The sequence below is a fragment of the Labrys sp. HAY1-8F genome (genome assembly GCF_056754975.1).
The window spans coordinates 1,125,142-1,149,122 of record NZ_JBPGWZ010000002.1; the positions used below are offsets into that span (position 1 = coordinate 1,125,142).

General features: G+C 64.1%; 24 protein-coding genes and 1 tRNA gene. 12 read left to right on the top strand and 13 right to left on the bottom strand.

The annotated features are described in order from the left end of the window. The first annotated feature begins 6 nt into the window (after window positions 1-6). The 3 genes from ACR9ZN_RS14255 (at window position 7) to ACR9ZN_RS14265 (ending at window position 2,834) form a co-directional block, all read left to right on the top strand. Window positions 7-83 (top strand) — tRNA-Arg (locus ACR9ZN_RS14255). Between the two features lie 230 nt (window positions 84-313). Further along, window positions 314-1,936 carry an ABC-F family ATP-binding cassette domain-containing protein gene (locus tag ACR9ZN_RS14260; protein WP_481272491.1) on the top strand — a complete coding sequence of 541 codons (1,623 nt, stop codon included), beginning with the start codon at window positions 314-316 and terminating at the stop codon, window positions 1,934-1,936. Window positions 1,937-2,075: 139 nt separating this feature from the next. Then, entirely contained in the window at window positions 2,076-2,834 is a 759-nt protein-coding gene (locus ACR9ZN_RS14265) for a YbaY family lipoprotein (protein ID WP_481272492.1), read from the top strand. A gap of 13 nt (window positions 2,835-2,847) precedes the next feature. Here ACR9ZN_RS14265 and ACR9ZN_RS14270 read toward each other — a convergent pair whose 3' ends face one another. Further along, window positions 2,848-3,738: a LysR family transcriptional regulator gene (locus ACR9ZN_RS14270; protein WP_481272493.1), complete on the bottom strand. Its 891-nt coding sequence runs from the start codon at window positions 3,736-3,738 to the stop codon at window positions 2,848-2,850. Window positions 3,739-3,848: 110 nt separating this feature from the next. On the opposite strand from ACR9ZN_RS14270, the gene ACR9ZN_RS14275 reads away from it, so the two are divergent. The 4 genes from ACR9ZN_RS14275 (at window position 3,849) to ACR9ZN_RS14290 (ending at window position 6,471) form a co-directional block, all read left to right on the top strand. Further along, window positions 3,849-4,523, top strand: coding sequence for a cysteine hydrolase family protein (locus ACR9ZN_RS14275; RefSeq protein WP_481272494.1), 675 nt, complete (start codon window positions 3,849-3,851; stop codon window positions 4,521-4,523). Next, a complete protein-coding gene (locus tag ACR9ZN_RS14280) occupies window positions 4,520-4,855 on the top strand; it encodes a GYD domain-containing protein (protein ID WP_481272495.1) in 336 nt (111 codons plus the stop codon). The genes ACR9ZN_RS14275 and ACR9ZN_RS14280 overlap by 4 nt, the downstream gene beginning before the upstream one ends. Window positions 4,856-4,969: 114 nt before the next feature. Beyond that, window positions 4,970-5,779, top strand: a complete 810-nt coding sequence (locus tag ACR9ZN_RS14285) for a transporter substrate-binding domain-containing protein (RefSeq protein WP_481272496.1) — start codon at window positions 4,970-4,972, stop codon at window positions 5,777-5,779. Window positions 5,780-5,799: 20 nt separating this feature from the next. Beyond that, complete coding sequence (locus tag ACR9ZN_RS14290; protein WP_441772326.1) at window positions 5,800-6,471, top strand: amino acid ABC transporter permease; 672 nt, start codon at window positions 5,800-5,802, stop codon at window positions 6,469-6,471. A gap of 4 nt (window positions 6,472-6,475) precedes the next feature. On the opposite strand, the gene ACR9ZN_RS14295 is transcribed toward ACR9ZN_RS14290, so the two are convergent. Then, window positions 6,476-6,943: a GNAT family N-acetyltransferase gene (locus tag ACR9ZN_RS14295; RefSeq protein WP_454814509.1), complete on the bottom strand. Its 468-nt coding sequence runs from the start codon at window positions 6,941-6,943 to the stop codon at window positions 6,476-6,478. Between the two features lie 225 nt (window positions 6,944-7,168). Between ACR9ZN_RS14295 and ACR9ZN_RS14300 the strand changes: the two genes are divergently transcribed. Beyond that, complete coding sequence (locus ACR9ZN_RS14300) at window positions 7,169-7,585, top strand: VOC family protein (protein WP_454814511.1); 417 nt, start codon at window positions 7,169-7,171, stop codon at window positions 7,583-7,585. Between the two features lie 6 nt (window positions 7,586-7,591). Here the strand turns inward: ACR9ZN_RS14300 and soxR are convergent, their stop codons facing one another. Continuing rightward, window positions 7,592-8,035 carry a redox-sensitive transcriptional activator SoxR gene (soxR, locus tag ACR9ZN_RS14305; protein ID WP_434957066.1) on the bottom strand — a complete coding sequence of 148 codons (444 nt, stop codon included), beginning with the start codon at window positions 8,033-8,035 and terminating at the stop codon, window positions 7,592-7,594. Window positions 8,036-8,156: 121 nt separating this feature from the next. Here soxR and ACR9ZN_RS14310 point away from each other — a divergent pair, with 121 nt between their 5' ends. After that, window positions 8,157-9,590, top strand: coding sequence for an MFS transporter (locus ACR9ZN_RS14310; RefSeq protein WP_481272497.1), 1,434 nt, complete (start codon window positions 8,157-8,159; stop codon window positions 9,588-9,590). Window positions 9,591-9,649: 59 nt separating this feature from the next. On the opposite strand, the gene ACR9ZN_RS14315 is transcribed toward ACR9ZN_RS14310, so the two are convergent. From ACR9ZN_RS14315 to ACR9ZN_RS14340, 6 genes are all read right to left on the bottom strand, one after another. Then, window positions 9,650-10,687 carry an NAD(P)-dependent alcohol dehydrogenase gene (locus ACR9ZN_RS14315; protein ID WP_441772330.1) on the bottom strand — a complete coding sequence of 346 codons (1,038 nt, stop codon included), beginning with the start codon at window positions 10,685-10,687 and terminating at the stop codon, window positions 9,650-9,652. Window positions 10,688-10,857: 170 nt separating this feature from the next. After that, the gene (locus ACR9ZN_RS14320; protein ID WP_481272498.1) at window positions 10,858-12,387 is read right to left on the bottom strand and encodes a sugar ABC transporter ATP-binding protein; all 1,530 of its coding nucleotides are present in this window, start codon (window positions 12,385-12,387) and stop codon (window positions 10,858-10,860) included. A gap of 2 nt (window positions 12,388-12,389) precedes the next feature. Next, a complete protein-coding gene (locus tag ACR9ZN_RS14325; RefSeq protein WP_434957070.1) occupies window positions 12,390-13,349 on the bottom strand; it encodes an ABC transporter permease in 960 nt (319 codons plus the stop codon). Continuing rightward, the gene (locus tag ACR9ZN_RS14330; RefSeq protein WP_481272499.1) at window positions 13,349-13,609 is read right to left on the bottom strand and encodes a hypothetical protein; all 261 of its coding nucleotides are present in this window, start codon (window positions 13,607-13,609) and stop codon (window positions 13,349-13,351) included. Before ACR9ZN_RS14330 ends, ACR9ZN_RS14325 begins: the two co-directional genes overlap by 1 nt. Next, complete coding sequence (locus ACR9ZN_RS14335; protein WP_481272500.1) at window positions 13,516-14,382, bottom strand: ABC transporter permease; 867 nt, start codon at window positions 14,380-14,382, stop codon at window positions 13,516-13,518. The genes ACR9ZN_RS14330 and ACR9ZN_RS14335 overlap by 94 nt, the downstream gene beginning before the upstream one ends. 109 nt (window positions 14,383-14,491) lie before the next feature. Further along, the gene (locus ACR9ZN_RS14340; protein WP_454814520.1) at window positions 14,492-15,517 is read right to left on the bottom strand and encodes a sugar ABC transporter substrate-binding protein; all 1,026 of its coding nucleotides are present in this window, start codon (window positions 15,515-15,517) and stop codon (window positions 14,492-14,494) included. 211 nt (window positions 15,518-15,728) lie between these two features. Here ACR9ZN_RS14340 and ACR9ZN_RS14345 point away from each other — a divergent pair, with 211 nt between their 5' ends. The 3 genes from ACR9ZN_RS14345 to ACR9ZN_RS14355 are packed head-to-tail and all read left to right on the top strand — an operon-like array spanning window position 15,729 to window position 18,935. After that, entirely contained in the window at window positions 15,729-16,454 is a 726-nt protein-coding gene (locus tag ACR9ZN_RS14345; RefSeq protein WP_434957073.1) for a GntR family transcriptional regulator, read from the top strand. Between the two features lie 4 nt (window positions 16,455-16,458). Further along, window positions 16,459-17,928 carry a mannitol dehydrogenase family protein gene (locus tag ACR9ZN_RS14350; protein WP_454814522.1) on the top strand — a complete coding sequence of 490 codons (1,470 nt, stop codon included), beginning with the start codon at window positions 16,459-16,461 and terminating at the stop codon, window positions 17,926-17,928. Further along, the gene (locus ACR9ZN_RS14355; RefSeq protein WP_481272501.1) at window positions 17,925-18,935 is read left to right on the top strand and encodes a zinc-binding alcohol dehydrogenase family protein; all 1,011 of its coding nucleotides are present in this window, start codon (window positions 17,925-17,927) and stop codon (window positions 18,933-18,935) included. The genes ACR9ZN_RS14350 and ACR9ZN_RS14355 overlap by 4 nt, the downstream gene beginning before the upstream one ends. Window positions 18,936-19,066: 131 nt before the next feature. On the opposite strand, the gene ACR9ZN_RS14360 is transcribed toward ACR9ZN_RS14355, so the two are convergent. The 4 genes from ACR9ZN_RS14360 to ssuD form a co-directional block, all read right to left on the bottom strand. Continuing rightward, on the bottom strand, window positions 19,067-20,437 hold the full coding sequence (locus ACR9ZN_RS14360) for an FAD/NAD(P)-binding protein (RefSeq protein WP_454814526.1): 1,371 nt from the start codon (window positions 20,435-20,437) through the stop codon (window positions 19,067-19,069). 115 nt (window positions 20,438-20,552) lie between these two features. Continuing rightward, a complete protein-coding gene (locus ACR9ZN_RS14365) occupies window positions 20,553-21,002 on the bottom strand; it encodes an RrF2 family transcriptional regulator (protein ID WP_149254599.1) in 450 nt (149 codons plus the stop codon). A 135-nt stretch (window positions 21,003-21,137) separates the two neighbouring features. Next, the gene (locus ACR9ZN_RS14370) at window positions 21,138-22,559 is read right to left on the bottom strand and encodes an LLM class flavin-dependent oxidoreductase (protein ID WP_481272502.1); all 1,422 of its coding nucleotides are present in this window, start codon (window positions 22,557-22,559) and stop codon (window positions 21,138-21,140) included. 100 nt (window positions 22,560-22,659) lie between these two features. Next, the gene (ssuD, locus tag ACR9ZN_RS14375; RefSeq protein WP_434957078.1) at window positions 22,660-23,853 is read right to left on the bottom strand and encodes an FMNH2-dependent alkanesulfonate monooxygenase; all 1,194 of its coding nucleotides are present in this window, start codon (window positions 23,851-23,853) and stop codon (window positions 22,660-22,662) included. Window positions 23,854-23,981: the final 128 nt, after the last annotated feature.

The following is a 23,981-nucleotide window of genomic DNA, read 5'->3' on the forward strand; positions in this document are numbered from 1 at the left end:
CCCAGTGCGCCCGTAGCTCAGCTGGATAGAGCATCAGACTACGAATCTGAGGGTCAGAGGTTCGAATCCTTTCGGGCGCGCCATTCTTTCTATTTTTCATCACATTGTCAGTTGCTTGTGGGCATGATTTCATATCCTGCCTCATGGTGATCGACTGATTGTGAACCTGCCGTCCAGTGTGGATGACAGGTGTCCGCCGTTCCCATGATCCGGATTCGTCATTTTCCACGGCACGTCCGGCCTGCTGGGATCTTTCTCCTGTTTCCGGCATCGCGTAAGAGCGTGCTTCCCTCCGCATTGACCGCATCGCTCCATGATCCGCCTCGAAAATATCTCCAAGCAGAACGGCCACCAGATTCTGTTCATCGAAGCCTCCGCCACCCTGCAGAAGGGGGAGAAGGTGGGGCTTGTCGGCCCGAACGGGGCCGGCAAGACCACGCTGTTTCGCATGATCGCCAGCGAGGAAGAACCCGATGAAGGCCGTGTCTCCGTCGATCGCGGCGTCACCATCGGTTATTTCAACCAGGATGTCGGCGAGATGGCCGGCCGTAGCGCCGTCGCCGAGGTGATGAATGGTGCCGGCCCCGTCAGCGAGGTGGCGGCCGAGTTGAAGGAACTCGAAACCGCGATGGCCGACCCGGACCGGGCCGACGACATGGATGCCATCATCGAGCGTTATGGCGAGGTACAGGGGCGATTCGAGGAACTGGGCGGCTACGCGCTCGAAGGCCGCGCCCGCGAGGTTCTGGCCGGGCTGAGCTTCAGCGAGATCATGATGGACGGCGATGTCGGCGCCCTTTCCGGCGGCTGGAAAATGCGGGTCGCCCTCGCCCGCATCCTGCTGATGCGTCCCGACGCCATGCTGCTGGACGAGCCAAGCAACCATCTCGACATCGAGAGCCTGATCTGGCTGGAGGGGTTCCTCAAGGGCTATGAGGGCGCCCTGCTGATGACCTCGCATGACCGCGAATTCATGAACCGCATCGTCTCGAAAGTGGTGGAGATCGATGGCGGCACGCTGACCACCTATTCGGGCGACTACGAGTTTTACGAGCAGCAGCGCGCCCTGAACGAAAAGCAGCACCAGGCGCAGTTCGAGCGCCAGCAGGCGATGCTCGCCAAGGAGATCAAGTTCATCGAGCGCTTCAAGGCGCGCGCTTCCCACGCGGCGCAGGTACAGAGCCGGGTGAAGAAGCTGGAGAAGATCGACAAGATCGAGCCGCCGCGCCGGCGCCAGAGCATTGCCTTCGAGTTCCAGCCTGCACCGCGCTCGGGCGACGACGTCGTCAGCCTGAAGGAGGTGCACAAGGCCTATGGCGATCGCATCATCTATGAAGGCCTTACCTTCCAGGTCCGGCGCAAGGAGCGCTGGTGCGTGATGGGCATCAACGGCGCCGGTAAATCCACCTTGCTCAAGCTCGTTGCTGGCACCGCCGAACCCGACAGGGGCGCGGTCGTGCAGGGCGGCAGCGTCAAGATGGGCTATTTCGCCCAGCATGCCATGGACCTACTCGACGGCGATTACAGCATCTTCGAGACGCTCGAGGATGCCTTTCCCCAGGCAGGCCAGGGCTCGCTACGCACCCTGGCTGGCTGTTTCGGCTTTTCGGGCGACGATATCGAGAAGAAATGCCGGTTCCTGTCGGGCGGCGAGAAGGCCCGGCTGGTGATGGCCAAGATGCTCTACGATCCGCCGAACTTCCTGGTGCTGGACGAGCCCACCAACCATCTCGACCTGGCGACCAAGGAGATGCTCATCGCGGCCCTGTCGCAATATGAGGGCTCGATGCTGTTCGTTTCGCATGACCGGCGCTTCCTCGCCTCTCTCTCCAATCGTGTGCTGGAGCTGACGCCGGACGGCGTCCACCAATATGGCGGCGGCTACACCGAATATGTCGCCCGCACCGGGCATGAGGCGCCCGGTCTGCACAGCTGAGGCGCGGCGCACCTCTGGGACGGCTCGGCTGACGCCTGCCCCAGCCAAAGGCTGCGAAGGCAGCGTCAGGCTGATAGGGTGACCGAAGAAGCCCGAGGATCGGAACGTGCCGGTCCCATCGCCCTGAGGAGTAGATCCGATGATCAATCGCTGGTGGCCCGTCGTACTAGCCTGCGCTCTGCTCGGCCTGATGCTTCCCGCGAGCGAGGCTTTCGCAAGACAGCGTATCTTGACCGGCACAGTCAGCTATCGAGAGCGCATCGCCTTGCCTCCCTCCGCGATGATCGAGGTCAAGCTCGTCGATGTCTCCCTGGCAGACGCCCCGGCCCGCACGCTGGCGCGGACATCGGTTCGTTCCGGCCGGCAGGTACCCATTCCCTATCGCCTGCGCTATGATGACAGGTCCCTGAAGCCGACCGGCCGCTATGCCCTGGAGGCACGCATCAGCGTCAATGGCCGCCTCTGGTTCCTCAATACCACCCACCACGCCGTCACCGCGGGCGAGCTCGTGAATGGCGACATCCAGGTCGATCGCGTGGGGCAAGAGGCTGAAGCCAGCCCGGCCGGTCCGAGCGGACGCTGGCTGGCCGAGGACATCAATGGCCGCGGTGTGGTCGACAATGCGCAGAGCGTGCTCGAAATCGCCGCCAATGGCGCGATTTCCGGTCGCGGGGGCTGCAACGGCATGGGCGGCAGGGCCACCATCAGGGGCTCGCGCATTCGCATCGGACAGATCGTCAGCACCCAGATGGCCTGCCCGCCGGCCATCATGGATCAGGAAGGCAAGTTCATCAAAGCCCTGGAGTCCGCGCGCAGCTGGCGCATCGATGCGGCCCGCAACAAGCTGCTGCTCCTCGACGCAGGGGGACGCTCGATCCTCGTCCTCGCTCGTATGTAGCCATTTCGGGAACTCACGACCCGACGCGTTCGACGAGCCGCTCCATCAGCGCCTGCAGGAGCGGCTCCTCCGCCCCGTCGACCGAACAAAGGATGTAATAAGCCGCCGCCGCATTGATCGAGGTGGCGAAGGGCTGAATGAGCCGTCCCTCGCGCAGCAGATTGCGCGTGAGCACGTCCGAGACAAGCGCCAGCCCCTGCCCTTGCACAGCCGAGGCAACCGCCTGTGCCACCGAGGCCACGCGCACGCTGGCACTTCCCTGCAGATTGACCCGTGCCGCCACGGCCCACCGTGCCCATTCCTCGCCGCGGTCCTCGTGCAGCAGCGTGATGCCATTGAGTTTGCGCTCGCGATGCTGCAGGTCGAGCCGTGGAAACAGGATCGGCGAGCATACCGTCCGTAAGCGTACCTCGCTGAGCAGGCGCCAGTACCGTCCCGGGAAAGGCGGATTGTCGTAGACGATGGCGACATCGCTGGCCTGCCAATCCACCTCGGCAGCGGTTATCGCCTCGTTGATGGCCAAATTGGCGATGTTACGGCTTTCCGCGAACTCCACCACCACCGCGCTCAGCCAGGCGACTCCGAGCGCGGTCGGCAGGGATAGCGACAGGTTCTGCTGCGGGGTGGCAGCGCCTCGGCTGCGGCAGTCACGTGCAGCCGAATCGAGCTGGCCGAGGCTGACGGCAACCGCCTGGGCAAAATCGCGGCCGGCCGGCGTCAGCGCGATGTTGCGTCCCGCCTTTTCGAACAGGGGGATCCCGATCGCCTCTCCGAGCTTCTTGAGCTGCAGCGAGACGGCGCTTGGACTGAGATTGAGCTCCTCCGCCGCCCGGCGAAGGCTTGCCAGCCGGGCCGTCGCCTCGAAGGCCGGCAGATATTGCAGATAGACCAGGGGCCGGGCCATGATGCCTCGCGCGGTAATCGATGAGATTATTAGAACAATTTTGATTAAAACAAATCGTTTTTTGAGAACAATTTCGGGTGCTATCCAGGATGGCGAAAGGAAGCACCCCGATGATCCAGGCGACACCATTCGATTATCCCTATGACGGCAGGCTCGACGCGCGCTGCACGGCGCTGATCGTCATCGACCTGCAAGAGGACTTCCTCTCGCCGACGGGCTATTTCGCCAGGCAGGGCTATGATCCCAGCCCACTTCGGGCCATCCTCCCGAAGGTCAACCGGCTGATCGACGCCGCCCGCGCCACCGGCATCCGCATCATCCATACCCGCCAGGGCTATCGCGGCGATATGGCGGACATGACTCCTTACGAAAAATGGCGCCGTAAGCGTGCCGGCCTCGACGGCACGCAGGTTCTGCTGCGTTCAAGCCCGGGCTTCGAGATCGTCTCCGACATCGAGGTGCGCCCCGAGGACATCATCGTCGACAAGACTTGCAACGGCGCCTTCACCTACACTGATTTCGAGCACGTGCTGCGGGCCCAGGGCATCACCCATTTGCTCTTCTCGGGCTGCACCACCGATGTGTGCGTCCATACCACCTTGCGTGAGGCCTGCGACCGTAACTTCCAATGCCTGACCATCTCCGATGCCTGTGCCAGCGGTGACCAGCGCGCCCATGAGGCAGCCCTGCACATGGTGACGGTGGAGAACGGCATCTTCGGCGCCCTGACGGATTCTGCCGCTGTGCTCGCCGGCCTTGCCAAGCTACCGAGGGCCGGCGCGTGAGCCAGCACCACGGCGCGCCCCAGCGCTACGTCTCGCTGATGCGTCTGACCGCCAAGGGCCTGGCCGAGCTCGGTGACAGCGCCGGGCGCAGGCGTATCAGCGAAGAGCGTGTGGCGGCGTTGGGCGGGCGCTCCATCGCCTTCTACGCCCTGCTCGGCGCTTATGACTTCGTACAGATCTTCGAAATGCCGAGCCCCGAAGCGATGATGCAATATGTGCTCACCGCGCGCCGCGACGGCCATGTCGATCCGCTCATCCTCCCCGCCTTCGACACGCAAGCCTATGGCGGGATCATCGAACGCATCCAAGCGGCGGACATCCGGACAAGCTGAAGCATCTTGTGATGAGACGGCAACGCCAGGAATCATAAAGACGTGTCGAAACAATGAATTAGAGCAAACAAGCGTTCAGCCATGGACGCAGTTTGCTCCAAGGAGGAGACAGTCATGACAGCGAAATTCGTGACCATGGTTGCACTGGCGACGCTTGCCAGCTCCGCGGCATGCGCGGAACAGCCGAGCTTCGTTTCGGACGGATCGATCAATATCTGCACCACTGCGGCATTTCCGCCCCTGAGCTACAAGCGCTCACCGGGCGACCTGACGCCCGTCGGCATCGACATCGAGATCGCCGAGGCGCTGGCCAAAACCTGGGGCGCCAGCACGAGCTATACCGTCACCGACTTCTCGGGCCTGCTGCCGACGCTGGGTTCGGGGCGCTGCGGCCTGATCATCAGCGGCATCTATGTCAATGACGAGCGCCGCAAGACCTATGACGGCGTGCGCTACATGAAATCGGCCACCGTGCTGGTGACCAAGGCCGGCAACGCGGCGATCGGCAAGCCGGACGACCTCAGCGGCCGCGACGTCGCACTGGAGGCCGGCACCTATTACAAGGAAGAGCGGCTGGATCCCCTGAACAAGACCCTGGAAGCGGCCAGTAAGCCGCCCGTCGCCATCCACAATTATCCGACCCAGCAGGCAGCCTATCAGCAGGTGATGGTGGGCCGCGTCGACGCAACGCTGACCGAGGAGGCCGAGGGTGCCTTCCGCGTTGCCGACGCCAAGGACACGCTACAGATCGCCTATACATGGCAGTCCGACTTCACCTACGGCATCTATATGCGTCGCAAGGACGGCGACCCGGCGCTGGTGCGCAACTCCCTGAGGAAGCTTCGCGATGACGGCTTCTTCGCCGCTCTCGCCCAGAAATACGGCCTCAACGCTGCTGTCTTCGACGTCGACTACGACAAGTAGCCAGGAGCAGCGGCGCCGACATGTCCTTCGATCCGGCACTCCTCCTGACGGCACTGACCAACCCGGCCATGCTGCAGGGCGCCGCCATCGCCCTCATCCTGTCCGTCATCGTCTTCGCCGTCTCGTTCTTCCTCTGCCTGCCGCTGGCGCTGTGCCTGAATTCACGCAAGGCGATACGCAATGGCTCGGCGCAGCTCTATGTCTGGGTGTTCCGCGCCGCACCGCTCATTCTGGTGCTGCTCCTGGTGTGGAATGGCTCGCCGCAGTTGATGCCCTTTCTGCTCAAGGCAGGCTGGTTCACGCCCTTCGTGGCGGCGGCAATCTCCTTCACCTTGGTCACATCGGCATATATGGCGGAGATCATGAAGGGAGCCCTGCGCTCGATCGGCGCCGGACAGGGGGAAGCCGCGACCGCGCTCGGCCTCACGCGCCTGCAGGCCTTCAGGCTGGTGATCCTGCCGCAGGCCCTGCGTGTCTCGCTGCCCGCTTTGGTCAACGAGTTCATCAACCTTCTGAAGGTGACCTCGCTCGCCTATGTCATTTCGTTGCGCGAGATCATGGCGGTGGTCAATGACGCGATAGCAGCATCCTTCCGCTTCGTGGAATGGTATTGCGCCGCCCTGATCTACTATCTCGTCATCGTCTCGCTTTTCATGATGGCACAGTCGCTGATCGCCCGCCGCCTGCAGTGAAGCCTCACGGCTTGACGAAGAGGATGGTGGTCAGCCCGCTCTGCCATTCCTCGTCGGGATAGCGACCGGCCTCGCGATAGCCCCGCGAGAGGTAGAAGGCCTGGCTCGGCTGGTTGAAAGTGTCCGTTTCCAGGCGCACCTGTGCAAAGCCAGCCGCCTTGATCGCGGCCTCCGCCGCGTCCATCAGCCGGTGTCCGATACCCTTGCGAGCGTGGCTGGAGTGGACATGCAGGGCATCGATGAAATCGCCTTCCCAGCGCACGAAGCCTGCCACCTCGCCGTCGAGTTCGGCAACCAGGCATTCCTGCCCATGCTCGTCGATGAAGCGATCGGCGAGGCCGGAGGTGAGATAGCGCTCGACAGCTGCTGGCGTGATGTTGGGGCGCCAGGTGCTGTCGAACGTATCCCGGAGGATCGCCTTCAACGCCGGCTTGTCCGCCTCGCTGCCCTGCCTGACCACGACGACACCCATTACCATCTACCCCGATTGCAAGCCCGCCCGACCCGGGCTCTTGCGCTTCACACTGCCTTAACCTGATTCTCAGCGGCGTAAGCGCCCGAAGCACGGAGAGATGACCGGCCCATATTCTCGCCATGTCACCACGGAAATTCTCGCTATGTCACCATGGAAGGAAGTACCGACTGACGCCGGATAAGCGCTAGAATGACGATGAGCGCCCTTTTGGAGGACATGCCGATGACACTGACGGTCCAGCCTTTCCTGATGTTCCAGGGGCACGGGCAGGCGGACGCCGCCATGAACCTCTATGTTTCCTTGTTTCCGGACGGCAAGATCCTCGACGTCGAGCGTTACGGCCCCGGTGAAATGGGGCTGCAGGGTTCGATCAAGAAGGCGCGTTTCAGCATCGCCGGCCAGAGCGTGGTCTGCATCGACAGCCCGGTGCAGCACAATTTCACCTTCACGCCATCCTTTTCGTTCTTCATCGATTGCGAGACGAATGAGGAATTGGATCGCCTCTTCGCCACCCTCTCGCAGGACGGCACTGTCTTCATGGCCCTTGACGATTACGGGTTCAGCCGCCGGTTCGGTTGGATCGCCGACCGTTTCGGCGTCTCCTGGCAGATCAACCTGCCGTTCGAGCCGGTGGGCTGACACAGGCTACGCCTCCGCCTCCTGCATCAGCCTGACCGGCCCACTGCCTGCACCCGCGAGCCGGTCATCGGTATTGAGCAAGGTGCAGCGTTCCATCGACAGGCAGCCGCAACCGATGCAGCCCGTCAGTTCGGCGCGCAGGGTCTGCATCAACGCGATGCGATGGTCGAGCTCGTCGGCCCAGTGACTGGCGAGTATTTCCCAATCGTGCCGGGAAGGCGGACGATCGTCCGGAAGCTCGGCCAGGCGAGCTGCGATCTCCGCCAGCGAGAAGCCGAGTTCCTGCGCCACCTTGATCAGGGCGACGCGGCGCAGCACCGCCCGGTCGTAGCGGCGCTGATTGCCCTGGTTGCGCCGGCTGCGGATCAACCCCTTGCGCTCGTAGAAATGCAGCGCCGTGACCGACACGCCGCTGCGGTGAGCGAGATCGCCGACGCTCAATTCAACCATGGTTCGTCTCCCAAAAACAGCTTGACCTTAACTTAAGTAGAGGTTGTAGGCCAGACGATGTCGGGATGCAGAGGTTGCATCGGACACCGTTCGAGACGGACGCTGGAAGTTGGAGCTGAAGATGGACACGCAAGTCAGCACGGGAACCGAAGCCCGTTGGCGCGAGATCGCGGTCGGCAGCTATGCCGGTGCGACGGCGACGCTTTGCCTTGGCGTTGCCCTGTTCGCCTTCAACAGCTTCCTGGTTTCGACCGCCCTGCCCTCGGCGATCGACGAGCTGGGCGGCGCCTCGTTGATCGCCTGGTCGGTCAGCCTCTATCTGATCTTCGCCATCCTCGGCGGCTCGATCGCGGCGTTGCTCAAGGCCCGCCATGGCGCACGGGCGGCACTGATCGGGGCAGCCCTGCTGTTTACGGCGGGAACGCTGTTCGCGGGCCTTGCTCCCGCCATGGCCGTGCTGCTGGTCGGCCGCGCCTTGCAGGGCTTCGGCGAAGGCCTGATCGCCGCGATCTGCTACGCGCTGATCCCGGAGATCTTTCCCTCCCGCCTGGTTCCCAAGGTGTTCGGCGCCGAGGCGATGGTCTGGGCAGCGGCGGCCTTCGGCGGCCCGGCCGTCGCCGGCATCATCAGCGAGACGGTGTCGTGGCGGGCGGCCTTCCTGGTCAACGTACCGCTGTCGCTGATCTTCATCGCCCTCGTCCTCAAAGTGGTGCCGCATGCAACCCGGCAGGAAGCGGTGCCACTTCCACTCGTCCAGCTCGGCGCCATCGGAGCCGGCATGGCGGCGGTGATGATCGCCGACGTGGCCGGCGGCACCGGCGCGGCCATGCTGCTGCTGGTGCTCGCCGCCCTGTTGTATGTCGGCGCCGTCTACAGCGACAGGCGCTCGCCGGCCCGGCTCTTCCCCAAGGATGCCTTCCGGCTCGGCAAGCCGATCGGCCTCGGACTTTGGATCGTCTTCCTGATGCCGATGGCCCATTCGGCGGCCTCGGTCTATCTCGTCTATCTGATCCAGCATCTTTGGGGGTACGGCGCCACGCTGGCGGGCGCGCTCAATGCGGTGATGGCGGTGTGCTGGAGCCTCGTCGCCATCGCCGTGGCGAGCGTAGCCTCGCAGAGGATCCGTCGCCGGCTGATCTGGCTAGGCCCGCTGTTCCTGGTGCTTGGCCTCAGCGCCATCATCGTCGCGCTCTGGCGGACCGACATCGTGCTGCTCGTCGGCGGCCAGATCCTGATCGGCGTGGGCTTCGGGGCAAGCTGGGGCTATCTGAGCCAGGGCCTGATGGAAGCCTCGCCGGCGGAGGAACGCAACCGCACCTCGGCCCTGCTGCCCACCCTGCAATCGGCGGCCTATGCCATTGGGGCCGCCGTGCTCGGCTTCGTGGCCAACGCCAACGGTGCCGGCTCCGCCACCACGGGTCCACAGCTTCAGCAAGCCATGCTGGCCGTGTTCATCCTGGCGATCGCAATCGCCCTGCCCGGTGTTTTCGCCGCGCTGAAACTAGCGCCGCTTCTGTTCAGGGAGAGGGAGCGGGCTCAGGGCTGCACGAGTTGAGAAAATGCAGCCCTCCCGCGAGGCCCTCGCCTCTTTCAGCAAGAGGGCAGGAAGACGCTTCAGTCCTCCATCAGGATCTGCAGCTTCACGTCTGTGGGCAAGGCCTTGGCGGCCCGCTCGAAGGCGGCGATGGAATCCTGGAAGGCATAGGTGCCGGTGATCAGCGGCTTGAGATCGACCTTGCCTGAGCCGATCAGCGCCAGAGCGCGATCATAAATGTTGGCATAGCGGAACACCGTCTCGATGCGGACTTCCTTGGCGATGGCGCCAGGAACGTCGAAATTGACCGGCTCCACCGGCAAGCCGACCAGCACCAGCGCGCCGCCGGGCCGCACCAGGTCGAAGATGCCGTTATAGGCCTTGGCGCTGCCGCTCGCCTCGAACACCACGTCGGCACCCCACTTGTCGGTCTCCCGCGCGATGGCGGCGGCAAAGGTTTCCTTGGTCAGGTCGACCGGGATGATGCCGTCATAGCGCCCGGCAATCTCGAGCTTTTCCTTGCTGAAATCGGAGATCAGCACCTTGCTGCAGCCGCCGGCCAGGGCAGCAAGCGCGACCATGATGCCGATCGGGCCGGCACCGATCACTGCGCCGACATCGCCAGGTGCGATGCGGGCGCGTGCAGCTGCCTGCATGCCAACGGCGAAGGGCTCGACCATCGCACCTTCGGCGAAGGAGACATTGTCGGGTAGTTTGTAGGTGAAGGCGGCCGGATGCACCGTGAAGGGCGTGAGCACACCATGCACCGGCGGCGTCGCCCAGAAAACCACGGACGGATCGACATTGTAGATGCCGAGCTTTGAGGCCCGAGAACTCAGATCCGGTATGCCGGGCTCCATGCAGACGCGGTCGCCAGCCTTGAGGTTCGTCACCTTCGAGCCGACCTCGACGACCGTGCCGGCCGCTTCATGGCCCAGCACCATCGGCGCGTTGACGATGAAATTGCCGATGCGGCCATGGGTGTAATAATGCACGTCGCTGCCGCAGACGCCGACGGTGTGCAGGGCGATCTTCACATCCGTGGGGCCGACCTCGAGCGGGAGATCGATTTCGCGCAGCGACAATTCGTGCTGGCGTTCGAGGACAAGTGCACGCATGGGTTTCCTCCGGTTTCGGGCAAACGTCGCCGAAGAGCCGGCGCGTATTCATCCGACATTATCGTCAGTTTGTTGCGGCAATCAACCAACTCCGGCAACCGAGGACGGCGAGCCGACAGAGATATTACCAGCTATCCGTGCGTGCCGATCCGTCAGAAATAATCCGGCCCTCACGCTGCATCGAGCTTGTGGATGAGGTTCATGATGCCTTCGCTCATGGCACCATAGTCGCGGCTGTTGTGCAGGTCTCCCGCCACCCGGTAGCCGTTCATCACCACGATGCGGTCGGCCAGGGCGATCATCTCCGGCATGTCTGAGGTGATGAGCAGGATGGAGGTGCCGGCATCCGACAGTTCGCGAATCAATTCATGCAGATAGGCCTTGGTCTTGATGTCGATTCCAACCGAGGGCTCGTCGATGATCAGGAGCCGCACACCCGCAGCCAGCCATTTAGCCACGCTGATCTTCTGCTGGTTGCCACCGGAGAGATTGCCGACGAGCTGCCCTAGGGAAGGCGTGCGAACCTCCAGCTTGCGGATATAGGGCTCGGTCGCCTTGCGCACGGTGCGGTCGGTGAGCAGGCCGCCGAAACCGGCGAGCTTGCGCCAGATCGCGATGCCGGCATTGTCCAGCACCGAATGCAGGAGGATGAGGCCTTCCTGCTTGCGGTCCTCGCTGACATAGCCGAGCCGATGGGTATGGATCGCCTCGCCGACGCTGGTAATGGCCACCTCCTTGCCGTCGAGCCGGATGGTGCCCGACGTCGCCGGCTGCAGCCCCATGATAGACTTGGCGAGTTCGGTGCGCCCGGCTCCCACCAGGCCATAGAGCCCGACGATCTCGCCGCGGCGGACGGTGAGATCGATGTCGCGATGGCCGAAGGGCGTGGCGACCTTCTCGAGCTGCAGCACGGGCGCTGCCCCGGCATGGTCGCGCGGCTTCCAGTCCGGGATCTGCTCGCTGCGCCCGATCATCAGGCGCACGAGATCCTGGCGCCCGAGCCCTTCCATCGACCGGCTGTCGCAGGCATTGCGCCCGTCGCGGAGCACGGTGACCTGGTCGCAGATCTCCTGCACCTCCTCCAGCTTGTGGCTGACGAAGAGCATGCTGACACCCTCGTCCCTGAGCTTCTTGAGCAGAGCGAACAGGGCGACGGTCTCATGCGGAGTCAGGGAGGCCGTCGGCTCGTCGAGCAGCAGCACGCGCGAACGCAGGGACAGCGCCTTGGCGATCTCGACGAGCTGCATCTTGGCGACGCTGAGCTGTGAGACCGGGGTGGCCGGGTCGAGGTCGAGCCCGAGGACGTCGAGCCAGCGCCGCGCCTCGGCATTCACTGCGGCATAGTCGATCGGCTTGAACGGGCTGGCGCTCAGGCGCTCCAGCATGATGTTCTCGCCCACCGAAAAGCGCGGGATGAGGTTGCGTTCCTGATGCACCACGCCGATACCCCTGGCGATGGCGTCGCGGGTCGAGGTGAAATGCACGGGTTGCCCATCGACCACCAGTTCGCCCTCGTCGGGCCTGAGCACCCCCGTGATCAGCTTGATCAGTGTGGATTTGCCGGCACCGTTCTCGCCCAGCAAGGCGTGGATGGAGCCCGGGCGTAGGGAGATCGAGACCCCTTCCAGCGCCTTGACGCCCGGGAAGAACTTGCTGACGCCGCGCGCCTGGAAGACCGAGGCTGGTGTCTCTGCCGCCATGGTCAGATCCTCTTCAGGCCGCGGCTGACGCGGATCTCGCGCCAGCGGTTGATGCCGACAGCCCACAGGATCAGGCCGCCGAGAACGACCTGCACCAGGAAGGGATCGATATGGAAGAGCACGAGCGCCTGGGTGATGATGGCGACGATGATCACGCCGAGCAGCGTGGCGAAGCTGGAGACATGGCCGCCCGCGAGCACGGCACCGCCGATCACCGGTGCGGCAAAGGAAAGGATCAGCCAGTCGTCGCCGATGGTCGGCTGCCCGATCTCCAGCCGCGCCACCAGCGCGATGCCGGCCAGGGCCGCCAGCAGGCCCGAAATGGCATGGGCGGTGACGACGGTCCGCGACACCGAGATGCCGGAGAGTTCGGCCGAATGCGGATTGCCGCCTACGGCCAGGATGAAGCGCCCAAGCGGCAGGCGGTTGAGCAGATACCACATCGCCGCGAACACGATGGCCGCCGGGATCACCAGCCAGGGCAGCGGACCCAGGAAGGTGGTGTTGCCGAAATCCTTGACGCTCTGAGGCACGCCGTAGAAGGGCTGGGCCTTGGTGATGGCGAGGTTGATGCCCTTGAACACCGACAGGGTGGCCAATGTGATGACGAAGGCAGAGATACCGGTGCCGGCGATGAAGGCGCCATTGACGATGCCGGCCAGGAGGCCGATCCCCGCCGCCAGCAGCGCGGCAAGCGGCGCCGGCAAGCCCCACACCTGCATCATGCCGGCAAAGGAGATCGCGGCCAGTCCGCCGATGGCCCCGACCGCCAGGTTCATCTGCCCGATGGCGATGATGATCATCTGGGAAAAGGCGATCAGCATGTTCACGGTGATGGCGAGCAGCAGCACCTGGATGTTGAGCGGCGACAGGAAGGACGGGTTGAAGCTGCCGATGAAAGCAATCGCCACGACGGCGATCGCCAGCGGCCCGAACCAGTCGGTCTGCATGAAGCGGGGCATCACACCATCCTCCGATGGGCGAGATAGGAACGGCGTGCCTTATCGATCAGCACGGCTGACAGCAGCAGGCAACCCAGGCAGGCCTGCACCCAGAACTCCCCGATCTGCAGGAGAAGCAGGCCGTTGGTCAGCATCGTAACCAGGATGGCGCCGAGCACGGTGCCGCTCACCGAGACGCGGCCACCGCTGAGCAGCGTGCCGCCGAGCACCGGGCCGAGAAAGGCCGGCAGCAGCCAGTCCTGCCCCAGTTGTCCGGCCATCGAGGGAATGGCCGCGCCGGTACGCGCCACCACGAGCATGGCCGTGATGGCGGCGAGCCCCCCGACAGCATGTGGCAGAGGATGAAGACACGCCCGACGCGCACGCCGGAAAACTCGGCGGCCTCGGGACGGGCGCCGGCCGCCAGCATCTCGCGGCCGAAAACGGTGAAGCGATAGAGCATGCCCAGCGCGATCGCCACGATGAGGGCGACGACGAGAAGCGGCGAGACCAGGCCGAACAGGCGCAACCGCCCGAAATTGGAGAAGTCGGCCGGAATGCCGCGGAAGGATTGAGCCTTGGTCAGATAGATCATCGTCCCGAAGAAGATGCTCATGCTGGCAAGGGTGATGATGAAGCTGTGCAGGCCGGAGCGTACCACGACGAAACCGTTGATCCAGCCGAGCGCCGCCGCCAGGGCGATGGCGCCGAGAGCGGCAACAGGCCAGGGCAACCCCGCCAATTCCACCAGGGCGCCAAAGGCCATCGCCGCGCAGACGCCAATGGCGCCGACCGCCAGGTTCAACCCACCGGTGACGATCACCACCATCATGGACAGACCGACCATGATGTTGACGGCGGCGACGCGCCCCAGCGTGAACTGGTTGAAGGGCGAGAAGAACCCTTTGGTGGCGAGGCCGAACAGGCAAGCGAAGACCACGATCAGGACCAGCAGGCCGAATTCGTTGGTCAGGTAGAAGCGCACCGTGCCGCTTTGCATCGGCTTGCCGGTCGCCGGCGCGAGTGTTGCGGTTGGGGATTCGTCACCGGCCATCGGCGGATCTCGGCTCCGTAGGAATAGAGTTGCGTCCGGTCGTCACTGCGGGCCTTTTCGATCCTGTGATCGGCGCGGCTCGCAATGACGAACAGTCCCTCCGGCGCGCTTACTTGCAAGCCAGGTAAGTTTTCTCGAAGCTCGCCAGCAGCGTCTTGGTGATGCCCTGCATGGCGGAGATGTAGTTGTCGACACCCGAGGCATCGACGAAAACCGTGCCCGAATCGATGAAGTGGTTGGTCAGTGCATTGGACTTCCAGGGCGCATCGGCCTTCACGGTGCAGCCATTGCGCAGCTTGTCGGCCGCGAAAGAACCGATATAGCCCTGGCCATAGGGGTTCTGCAGCATGGTGCCGTTGACGAAGCCGTCCTTGATCGCCTTGAGCACCACCTCGTCATGGTCGATGCCGACCATTTTGATGCGCTTGTCGCCGATCTTGCGCAAGGCGTTGGAGGCGACCACCGCCGGCACCCAGGCCGTGGTGACGATGCCGTCGATCTCACCGGCATGGGCGGCAAGATAGGCGTTGATCTTCTCTTCCGCCGGCTCGGGCGCGTCGATATCGGCGATGACCTGCACCACCTGCCCGCCTTCTTCCTCGGCAGCCTTCTTTACGGCGTCGATGCGAAGCTGCGTGTTGGGATCGACCAGGAAGCCGGTGAAATGGGCGATGCGCTTCTTGCCGCCCATCGCCTTGAACAATTCCTTGGTGCCGAGATAGGCCGAATTGCCGGTATCGGTACCGAGGCAGAAGGCCGCCTTGGAAGGGTCCTTCAGGCAGCCGGCCAGTGCCATCACCGGCGCGCCGGTATCGGCCAGCTCATTGGCTGTGGCCACCGAACCGACCGGATCGCCCGGGAAGATCAGGAAGGCATTGTAGCCCTGCGTTACCAGGCTTTCGAGCAGTTCGTTCTGTTGGCTGAGCTCCCATTTCTGCGGAACCTTGTAGTCGGCCGCCCCAAGGCCGAAATCCTTGGCCGCATCTTTGCCGGCCTGATCCCAGGCCGAAAAATAGGGATGCGGACCGCCGGGCACCAGCGCCACCTTGGTGTCGTTGGCGGCCAAAGCGGGCAACGCACCGGCGAACAAGGCAGCCACAGCCGCGCAAGCAAAGAGCTGACGTCGAATGAACATGAAATTCCCTCCCTCTGGAGATGACGTGCTGCGGGCGCTTCTCGACTTCGCTTGGCCCGCTTGACAGGTGTGGATACTAGGATCCAAGGTCAATCTATGCAACCGTGTTTGCAAGATAATGGTAGCGATCTTGGTCCTCCTCCCATGCCATTCCGATTCAGGATGGAGCACCATATCATTGCGATCATTGCGGTTTTGAAGGAGCCGGCCGATGTCTGCCTTGCCCAACAAACAGTCCGGGCCGGACGAAGACGGGCTGGGCTTTGCCGTCGACATCAATCGCAAGCATCCGGTGGGCGACCAGATCTACGAAGCGTTGAAGCAGGCCATCATCACAGTCAGGCTGATGCCAGGCACCTCGATCAGCGAGAACCGCATCTGCCGCCATTTCGGCGTGTCGCGCACCCCCGTGCGTTCCGCGGTGGTGCGGCTGAGCGAGGACGGCCTGATCGATGTCTATCCGCAGCAGGGCAGCTTCGTCTCGCCCATCCGCCTTGCCGAAGTGCGCGATAGCCATTTCATCCGCAAGCATCTGGAACTGGCTTTGCTGCGCGAGGCTGCTTCGCGCTGGACATCGGCCAAGAGCGTCGAGGCCCGCGCCATCGTGGAAACGCAACGCCAGGCCATGCTCGCCGATGACAAGGACCGCTTCTTCGAGCAGGACGAACGCTTCCACTACGCCTTTGCCGGCTTCGCCGAGCGCGAAGGCGTATGGCCGACCATCCTGCAGGTCCGCGCCCGCCTTGCACGCTTCGTGCGGCTGTTCGGCACGCCTTCCCGTCTGCCCCTGGTGCTGGAGGAACATCTGGCCGTACTCGATGCCCTCGACGACGGCAGGACGAACGAAGCCGCCGCCCGGCTCGAACAGCATCTCGACATGATCTTCACCATGCTCGCCCAATTGCCGGACGAGTATGGGCCCTATGTTACGGAGTAGCCCGATGCGTCTTGGCACCAGTACCCTCGCCCAACTCAAGGCTGATATCGCCAAACCGCGCTATGATCGGGCCGCGATCCGGCCCGGTATCCTGCATCTGGGCACGGGCGCCTTCCATCGCGCGCATCAGGCTGTCGCCATCGACGATTGCCTGGCCCGCGGCGAGACGGATTGGGCCATCCTCGGCAGTTCGCTGCGGGGCACCCAGACGCGCGACGCCCTCGCTCCCCAGGATGGGTTGTACACACTCGCCATACGCGACAGCGGCCGCGAGGATCTGCGCGTAATCGGATCCGTGCTCGGTGTCACCGTCGCACCGGAAAATCCCACTCTTCTCCTGGACCAACTCGCCGACCCGGCTATCCGGATCGTCACGCTGACGATCACTGAAAAAGGCTATGCAGTCGATCTCGGCAGTGGCGGCCTGAGGCAGGATCATCCCGATATCGTCCATGATCTCGCCAACCCGCAGGCGCCCCGCTCGGCCCTCGGTTTCCTGGTGGAAGCGATCGCGCGCCGGCGCCGGGAGGGCGGTCGCCCCTTCACCGTCCTGTCCTGCGACAACCTTCCGCAAAATGGACGCACGCTGAAACGCGTGCTCGCCGAATTCGCTGCCCTGCGGGACAAGGACCTGGCGGCCTATATCGCCGGCGAGATCCCCTGCCCCTCCTCCATGGTCGATCGCATCGTGCCGGCGACGACCGACGCGGACCGCACCGCCATTTCCGCCTCGCTCGGCCTCGAAGACGCCTGGCCGGTGCTGGGCGAGCCGTTCAGCCAGTGGGTGATCGAGGATCGCTTTGCCGCCGGCCGGCCGCGCCTGGAGGAAAGCGGCGTCGAGTTCACCGACGATGTCGAGCCCTTCGAGCATATGAAGCTGCGCCTGCTCAACGGCACGCATTCCACCATCGCCGCGCTGGGGCGGCTGGCCGGCCATGAATTCGTGGCGCAGGCGATCGCCGATCCGGTGATCCGCGATCTGATCGAGCGCTATTGGCAATGCGCCATCCCGACCCTGTCCATTCCGGCCGGCAGGGCCTTCGCCTATACGAGGCAGCTTCTCGGCCGCTACGAGAACACCTCCCTGCATCACCGCACCGCACAGATCGCCTCCGACGCTTCGCAGAAACTGCCGCAGCGCATTCTGTCGCCCCTGCGCGATTGCCTCGCCAAGGGACTGCCCTGCGGCCCACTGATCTTCGCTATCGCCGCCTGGATTCGCTCCTGTGGTGGCAGTGACGACAAGGGCCGTCCCCTGCCCCTCAACGACCCGACCTTCGAGGCTTGGACCGGCCAGCCCGACCAGCGCAGTGCAGCGCCCCAGGCTGTGGTCGAGGCTTTTCTCGGCCTTTCTGCTGTTTTCGGCAACGACCTGCCACGCAACACCGCCTTTGTCGGCGATCTGCAGGTGGCTTATCGGGCGATCGCCACCCAAGGCGTCCTGGGCGCCGCCCAATCCTGGAGACAGACATGAGAGCCCTGAGCTGCGACGAGCCCGGCAAGCTGAGCATCATCCAGCGCGACGAGCCTAGCCCCACCGGGAACGAGGTGTTGGTGCGCATTCGCCATGTCGGTGTCTGCGGCACCGACTATCACATCTTCCATGGCAACCAGCCTTATCTGAGCTATCCGCGGGTGATCGGACACGAGCTCGGCGCCGAGGTCGTCAGCGCGCCGGCGGGACCGGCCCTGCGCACCGGCCAGATCGTCTCGATCATGCCGACGATCTATTGCGGCCACTGCCGTGCCTGCCGGATGGGCAAGACGAATTGCTGCCAGCACCTGGAAGTCCTCGGCGTCCATCGCGACGGCGGGGCCTGTGATTTGATCGCCGTGCCGGAGGCCAACGTCATTCCGGCCGACGGCCTGACGGCAGGACAGGCGGCCATGGTCGAGTTCCTGGCCATCGGCGCCCATGGCGTGGCGCGCGGCGGCATCGGGCCGGGACAGCGCGTGGCGATCGTCGGCGCCGGGCCAATCGGCATCGCAGCCGCCGTCTTCTCCAAGGTGGCTGGCGCCCATGTCAGCGTCGTCGACATCAATCCCCACCGCCTCACCTTCTGCGCGGACGAATTGGGGGCGGATGGCGTCTTCGAGGCCTCCGCCGATATCCGGGATCGCCTCAGTCAGGCAACGGGCGGCGATTTCTTCGACTGCGTCATCGACGCTACCGGCAGCCCCTGCGCCATGCAGAAGGGTTTCGATCTCGTCGGCCATGGCGGCGCCTACGTGCTGCTGTCGCTGGTGCGCGCGGACATCACCTTCAACGATCCGGAATTCCACAAGCGCGAGACCACGCTCTATGCCAGCCGCAATGCCATCAGGCAGGATTTCGAGACCGTGCTGCAGGCGATGCGGACCGGCAAGGTGCCCCTGCAAGCCCTGGCCAGCCATGAGGGCAGCCTGGACGATGCGCCCGGCCTGATACCGGAATGGTCCAAGCCGGAAACCGGCGTGATCAAGGCGATCCTGACCGTATAGGCGGCCTGCGCGTCTCAAACCAGGCGGTTGCCACACTCCCTGCCGAAGAAGGCCTGTCGCGTCTTGCTTTGTCAGCCCCGCCCCGTCCGCCGGGACGTCCGTGCCCGCATCAGCCAGCAAGCTGCAGATTTCTAGGACGGTGCCGTCAGCAGATGGCCCGCCAGCTTGGCCACCTGCTGGCGGATATCCGGCACAGCTACGATCTCCCAGAACGTGCCGGAGGTGATCGGTCCCACGGCAAAGAGCCGATCCGAGGGCGTGCCATCCGCCCCCAGCACACCGCAGTCCAGGCCGACATCCAGGCCGAGGCCGAGGCTGTCGGGCCGCACCCTGCCATCGGCGAGCAATTGGCGCAGAATCGGGTTGTCGGTCGCCGTGACGTCAGCCGCGCGCCCGCGGCACTCGAAGACGGCATCCGCGTCGATCTGCATTTCGGACGCACCAGTGCGGGCGGTGTAGCGCACCGTTACACCACCTGCCTGCGGATCGAATCCGGTAACCCGTCCCGCCACGATGGCGAGCTGCCCTGCCCGGCGAGCTTCTTCGATCCGCGCTGCGGCATCCGGTGCCATGCGATGACGATGAATGTCCCACCAGGCCCGGGCATGGCGCAGAAAACGTCGGCGCGCCTCCTGAGACAGGCTGCGCCACAGGGGCTGTGTATAGGGCCGCAGCCCGTCGACGATGGCACGCCAATCGCCCCCCGCTCTCTGGTGTTCAGCCACGAGCCGACGCAGCCAGCGCGTGAGATAGACGATACCCGTGCCATAGGGGATGTCGGCGGCGTCGAGGCGCAGCGGCTGGATCGGCCGATGCGCTTGCGGGCTGAGGCCGCGCCTGGAAATCGCGGTGATCCGGCCTCGATGTCCGGCATGCAGCAGGGACAGGACCCGGTCGGCCATGGTGAGGCCGGTACCGACGATGACGACAGCGGCATCGGGGGAGAAGGCCGCCGGCCCGGCATCGAACCAGCCATCGAAACGCCAGGGGGCCGGCGACAGCCTGGGACCCTCATTGCCGGTCGCCAGAATGGCGATGTCGGCATTCAGCCTGCCGCCCCCGCCCAGATGGGCGACAACGCCTTGCCCGGTTTCCGCGATGCCGACCGCCTCGTCCTGCACGATGACCAGACGCCGGCTACCCGGCCGCTGCACGAGATGCGGCGAGAGCAGATCGGCGAGGTAATCGCGATAAAGGCGCCGGGGCGCGAAGGACTGGGAGTCCGGACAATGGCTGCTGCTATGCTCGCCAACCCAGCGCCAGAAATGGTCGGGATCATCGGGATAGGCGCTCATATTGGCAGCGCGAACATTCAGGAGATGATCGGGATGGCTGGTGCCATAGGCAATACCGGCGCCGAGCTCCCGGCTCTTCTCCACCAGGGTCACACGCAGATCCGGATGATGATGACGCAGCAGATGGGCCGTCATCAACACGCCGCTCGCTCCGCCTCCGATGACGACGATATGCCTGGAGGAGGCGGAATGGACAGTGGGCGGCATGCTGCAAACTTCGATTAATCTAGCATTTTGATAGATCAATCACACACAGCCGACAAGGTGCTCAGCTGGTGAATTTCAAAGCAGGCCGTCTCAGACACCGATCCAGATGGGCGGATCAGATGTGATACATCAAAGTCAGGTCGTCGAGATCGGCGAGCGCCCGCATCTCGGCGAGATTGCGATTGTCCAGCACGGTGGAAATCGCCTGCCGCACTTCCAGCATCATCAGACGCACCGCACACTGGTTCTCGTCGGAACAGTCGTCACAGCGCTGATAGGCCGTGCGGCTGGCACAGGGGATCGGCGCGAGCGGCCCGTCCAGCACGCGCACGATGTGGCCGACTCGGATTTCGCTTGCGGGCCGGCCGAGAACATAGCCGCCGCCCTTGCCCTTCTTCGAATGTAGGAAGCCAGCATTCTTCAGCTCGCCCAGAATCGTATCGAGGAACTTCTTGGGAATGCCATTCTGTTCAGCGATATCGGAGACAAGACATGGCTTGCCCGGCTCTGCACCGGCCAGATGCACCATTGCCTTGAGGCCGTATTTGCCTTTTTTCGTCAGCATGCGGCCCCCGGACTGCGATTCGGAAATCCACTTCAGCCTTCTGGTAATAGCAAAAGCACTGATTTGCTACTCATGCCGTCGCCAAAGCTTGCCAAAACTAGAGCAAAGCGCGTTCAGGCGTGAACGAGCTTTGCTCTAGCTCCTTGCTTTGGACGCGTCTTTGCGATTCGACGTGCTCCCGTCCAATCGCAAAACGCTATGGCGATAAGCCGACGCCGCATGACTTTCGGGCAGCCGCGGCGAGCCGCCGAAAAGCTTCTCGCGCAAGGTTCCCTCGGCATAAACAGTCTTGTAGCGTCCCCGCCGCTGCAGCTCCGGCACCAGCAGATCGGCGACATCCGCAAAGGTCTCCGGGCGCACCGCGAAGGCGAGGTTGAAGCCGTCAATGCCGGTTTCATCGACCCAGGCTTCCAGCTCGTCGGCCACGCTGGCAGGTGAGCCGATCACCACAGGCCCGATGCCGCCGATCGCCACATGCTCGGCGACCTCGCGCACAGTCCAGCGGCGATCGGGATCGGCGCGGGTGATGTTCTCGAGCGCCGAGCGTCCGGCTTCATTCTCGACATGCTCCACGATCGCATCGCGGTCGAGTTGCGAAAAATCGACACCGGTCCAGCCCGACATCAAGGTCAAGGCTCCCTCGTGATCGGCATAGCGGCGATAATCGGCGAACTTGGCCGCCGCCTCCTCATCCGTGGGCGCCACGATCACCGTCAGCAGGGTAAAGATCAGGATATCGGCAGGGTTGCGTCCGAGCCGCGCAGCGGCCTGCCGAATGGCAGCCACCCGGCCGGCGATCACCTTGCGGCTCGGCCCGGAAATGAAGACGCATTCGGCATGCCGCGCCGCGAAGCCGAGCCCCGCCGGCGAGGTTCCGGCCTGATAGAGCACGGGCGTGCGCTGTGGCGAAGGTTCGCTCAGATGCACGGCATCGATGCGAAAATGCGGTCCGTCATGCTGGACTTTGCGCACCCGCCGGGGATCGGCGAAGACCCCGCTCTGCGCATCCGCAACCACGGCATCGTCAGCCCAGCTTCCTTCCCACAGCTTGTAGACCGCAGCCATATAGTCCTCGGCGATGGCATAGCGGTCGTCATGCGCTGTCTGCTTGTCCTTGCCGGCACCGCGAGCCGCACTGTCGAGATAGCCGGTGACGATGTTCCAGCCGATGCGCCCCTCCGTGAGATGGTCGAGCGTCGACATGCGGCGCGCAAAACCATAGGGCGGCTCGTAGCTGAGATTGACGGTGACGCCGAAACCCAGATGCCGCGTCACCGCCGCCATGGCCGGCACGAGCAGCAAGGGATCGTTCACCGGGATCTGCGTGGCGTGGCGCAGGGCCGCTTCGCCATTGCCGCCATAGACGTCGTAGACACCCAGGACGTCGGCCAGGAACAATCCATCGAACAGGCCCCGTTCCAAGATGCGGGCGAGATCGAGCCAATAATCGAGCCGGTTATAGGCGCGCGAACGATCGCGGGGATGGCGCCACAACCCGGGGGACTGATGCGCCACGCAGTTCATCTCGAAGGCATTGAAACGGATGGGTTTGGACATCACTCGGTGTGCCGGTCTTCAGACCGGCAATCCTTGTTGGAAGAAGATTGATGCCGGTCTCGCTCCATCACTTGATGGAGCTGAAAAGACCGGCACACCATTATCCTGCTGCCGCCTTACGATTGGAAGGCGCCACGACATTGGCGATGACCTCGCCGAAGGGGCCGGCATTGCGGGCGGGCCCAAGATCGTTGCCGGTGGTCTTCTTCAGGGGAAGCTTGGGGAAGACCAGTTCGGCGAAGCGATAGCATTCCTCCAGATGCGGATAACCAGAGAGAATGAAGCGGTCGATGCCGAGCGCCATATATTCCTTCATGCGCTCGGCCACCTCGTCGGGATTGCCGACCAGCGCGGTGCCGGCCCCGCCGCGGACCAGGCCGACACCGGCCCACAGATTGGGGCTGATCTCCAGCTTGTCACGCGACCCACCATGCAAGGCCCGCATACGGCTCTGCCCCACCGAATCCATGCGTGCGAACACCTTCTGGGCCGTGGCGATGGTCTCGTCGTCGAGCTTGGAAATCAAGGCATCCGCCGCCTGCCAGGCCTCGGCCGAGGTTTCGCGCACGATCACATGCAGGCGGATGCCGAAGGTGAGCGTGCGGCCATATTTGGCGGCGACCGCCTTGGCATTGGCGATCTTCTCCGCGACCTGCTGGGGCGGCTCGCCCCAGGTCAGGTAGACGTCGACATGCTTGCCGGCGACCTCGTTACCCGCTTCCGACGATCCACCGAAATAGAGCGGCGGATAGGGCTGGCTCACCGGAGGATAGAGCAGCACACCATCTTCGATGCGCAGATGCTTGCCCTCGCGAGTGATCTTGCCGCCCTGCAGGAGGTCGCGCCAGATATCGAGGAATTCGTCGGTGACCTCGTAGCGCTCCTTATGGTCGAGGAAGACGCCGTCCCCCTTCAGCTCCACCGGATCGCCGCCGGTGACGACATTGATGAGCAGCCGCCCGTCGGAGAGCCGGTCGAGCGTCGCCGCCGAGCGCGCCGCGAAGGCCGGCGTGGTCAGGCCGGGACGGATCGCCACCAGAAAGCGCAGGCGCTTGGTCAGCGGCACCATGGCCGAGGCGATGACCCAGCTGTCCTCGCAGGAACGGCCGGTGGGCAGTAGCACACCGAAATAGCCGAGTTCGTCGGCGGCCTTGGCAATCTGAGAGAGGTAGCCGAGCGAGACATGCCGCGCGCCCTCCTCGCTGCCGAGATAGCGCCCGTCGCCATGGGTCGGCAGGAACCAGAGCACATCGGTTTCCTGGGCGGGCGGGGGCAGGTCGAGATCATAGGGCATGGTAAAGTCTCTGGTCGTATATTGGAGGGTCGATCTCCAGATCGACCGTCTTGGAAACGTAGGACGAGATGGGGCGCGAAGACGGTCGATCTGGAGATCGACCCTCCATGCTCCCGGCGCCTTCGGCG

Excerpts from the sequence above, each read along its gene's own strand:
- ACR9ZN_RS14260 (WP_481272491.1), top strand. The coding sequence starts at position 314 with ATGATCCGCCTCGAAAATATCTCCAAGCAGAACGGCCACCAGATTCTG.
- ACR9ZN_RS14265 (WP_481272492.1), top strand. The coding sequence starts at position 2,076 with ATGATCAATCGCTGGTGGCCCGTCGTACTAGCCTGCGCTCTGCTCGGC.
- ACR9ZN_RS14270 (WP_481272493.1), bottom strand. The coding sequence starts at position 3,738 with ATGGCCCGGCCCCTGGTCTATCTGCAATATCTGCCGGCCTTCGAGGCG.
- ACR9ZN_RS14275 (WP_481272494.1), top strand. The coding sequence starts at position 3,849 with ATGATCCAGGCGACACCATTCGATTATCCCTATGACGGCAGGCTCGAC.
- ACR9ZN_RS14285 (WP_481272496.1), top strand. The coding sequence starts at position 4,970 with ATGACAGCGAAATTCGTGACCATGGTTGCACTGGCGACGCTTGCCAGC.
- ACR9ZN_RS14290 (WP_441772326.1), top strand. The coding sequence starts at position 5,800 with ATGTCCTTCGATCCGGCACTCCTCCTGACGGCACTGACCAACCCGGCC.
- ACR9ZN_RS14295 (WP_454814509.1), bottom strand. The coding sequence starts at position 6,943 with ATGGGTGTCGTCGTGGTCAGGCAGGGCAGCGAGGCGGACAAGCCGGCG.
- ACR9ZN_RS14300 (WP_454814511.1), top strand. The coding sequence starts at position 7,169 with ATGACACTGACGGTCCAGCCTTTCCTGATGTTCCAGGGGCACGGGCAG.
- soxR (WP_434957066.1), bottom strand. The coding sequence starts at position 8,035 with ATGGTTGAATTGAGCGTCGGCGATCTCGCTCACCGCAGCGGCGTGTCG.
- ACR9ZN_RS14310 (WP_481272497.1), top strand. The coding sequence starts at position 8,157 with ATGGACACGCAAGTCAGCACGGGAACCGAAGCCCGTTGGCGCGAGATC.
- ACR9ZN_RS14315 (WP_441772330.1), bottom strand. The coding sequence starts at position 10,687 with ATGCGTGCACTTGTCCTCGAACGCCAGCACGAATTGTCGCTGCGCGAA.
- ACR9ZN_RS14320 (WP_481272498.1), bottom strand. The coding sequence starts at position 12,387 with ATGGCGGCAGAGACACCAGCCTCGGTCTTCCAGGCGCGCGGCGTCAGC.
- ACR9ZN_RS14325 (WP_434957070.1), bottom strand. The coding sequence starts at position 13,349 with ATGCCCCGCTTCATGCAGACCGACTGGTTCGGGCCGCTGGCGATCGCC.
- ACR9ZN_RS14330 (WP_481272499.1), bottom strand. The coding sequence starts at position 13,609 with ATGGCCGGACAACTGGGGCAGGACTGGCTGCTGCCGGCCTTTCTCGGC.
- ACR9ZN_RS14335 (WP_481272500.1), bottom strand. The coding sequence starts at position 14,382 with ATGGCCGGTGACGAATCCCCAACCGCAACACTCGCGCCGGCGACCGGC.
- ACR9ZN_RS14340 (WP_454814520.1), bottom strand. The coding sequence starts at position 15,517 with ATGTTCATTCGACGTCAGCTCTTTGCTTGCGCGGCTGTGGCTGCCTTG.
- ACR9ZN_RS14345 (WP_434957073.1), top strand. The coding sequence starts at position 15,729 with ATGTCTGCCTTGCCCAACAAACAGTCCGGGCCGGACGAAGACGGGCTG.
- ACR9ZN_RS14350 (WP_454814522.1), top strand. The coding sequence starts at position 16,459 with ATGCGTCTTGGCACCAGTACCCTCGCCCAACTCAAGGCTGATATCGCC.
- ACR9ZN_RS14355 (WP_481272501.1), top strand. The coding sequence starts at position 17,925 with ATGAGAGCCCTGAGCTGCGACGAGCCCGGCAAGCTGAGCATCATCCAG.
- ACR9ZN_RS14360 (WP_454814526.1), bottom strand. The coding sequence starts at position 20,437 with ATGCCGCCCACTGTCCATTCCGCCTCCTCCAGGCATATCGTCGTCATC.
- ACR9ZN_RS14365 (WP_149254599.1), bottom strand. The coding sequence starts at position 21,002 with ATGCTGACGAAAAAAGGCAAATACGGCCTCAAGGCAATGGTGCATCTG.
- ACR9ZN_RS14370 (WP_481272502.1), bottom strand. The coding sequence starts at position 22,559 with ATGTCCAAACCCATCCGTTTCAATGCCTTCGAGATGAACTGCGTGGCG.
- ssuD (WP_434957078.1), bottom strand. The coding sequence starts at position 23,853 with ATGCCCTATGATCTCGACCTGCCCCCGCCCGCCCAGGAAACCGATGTG.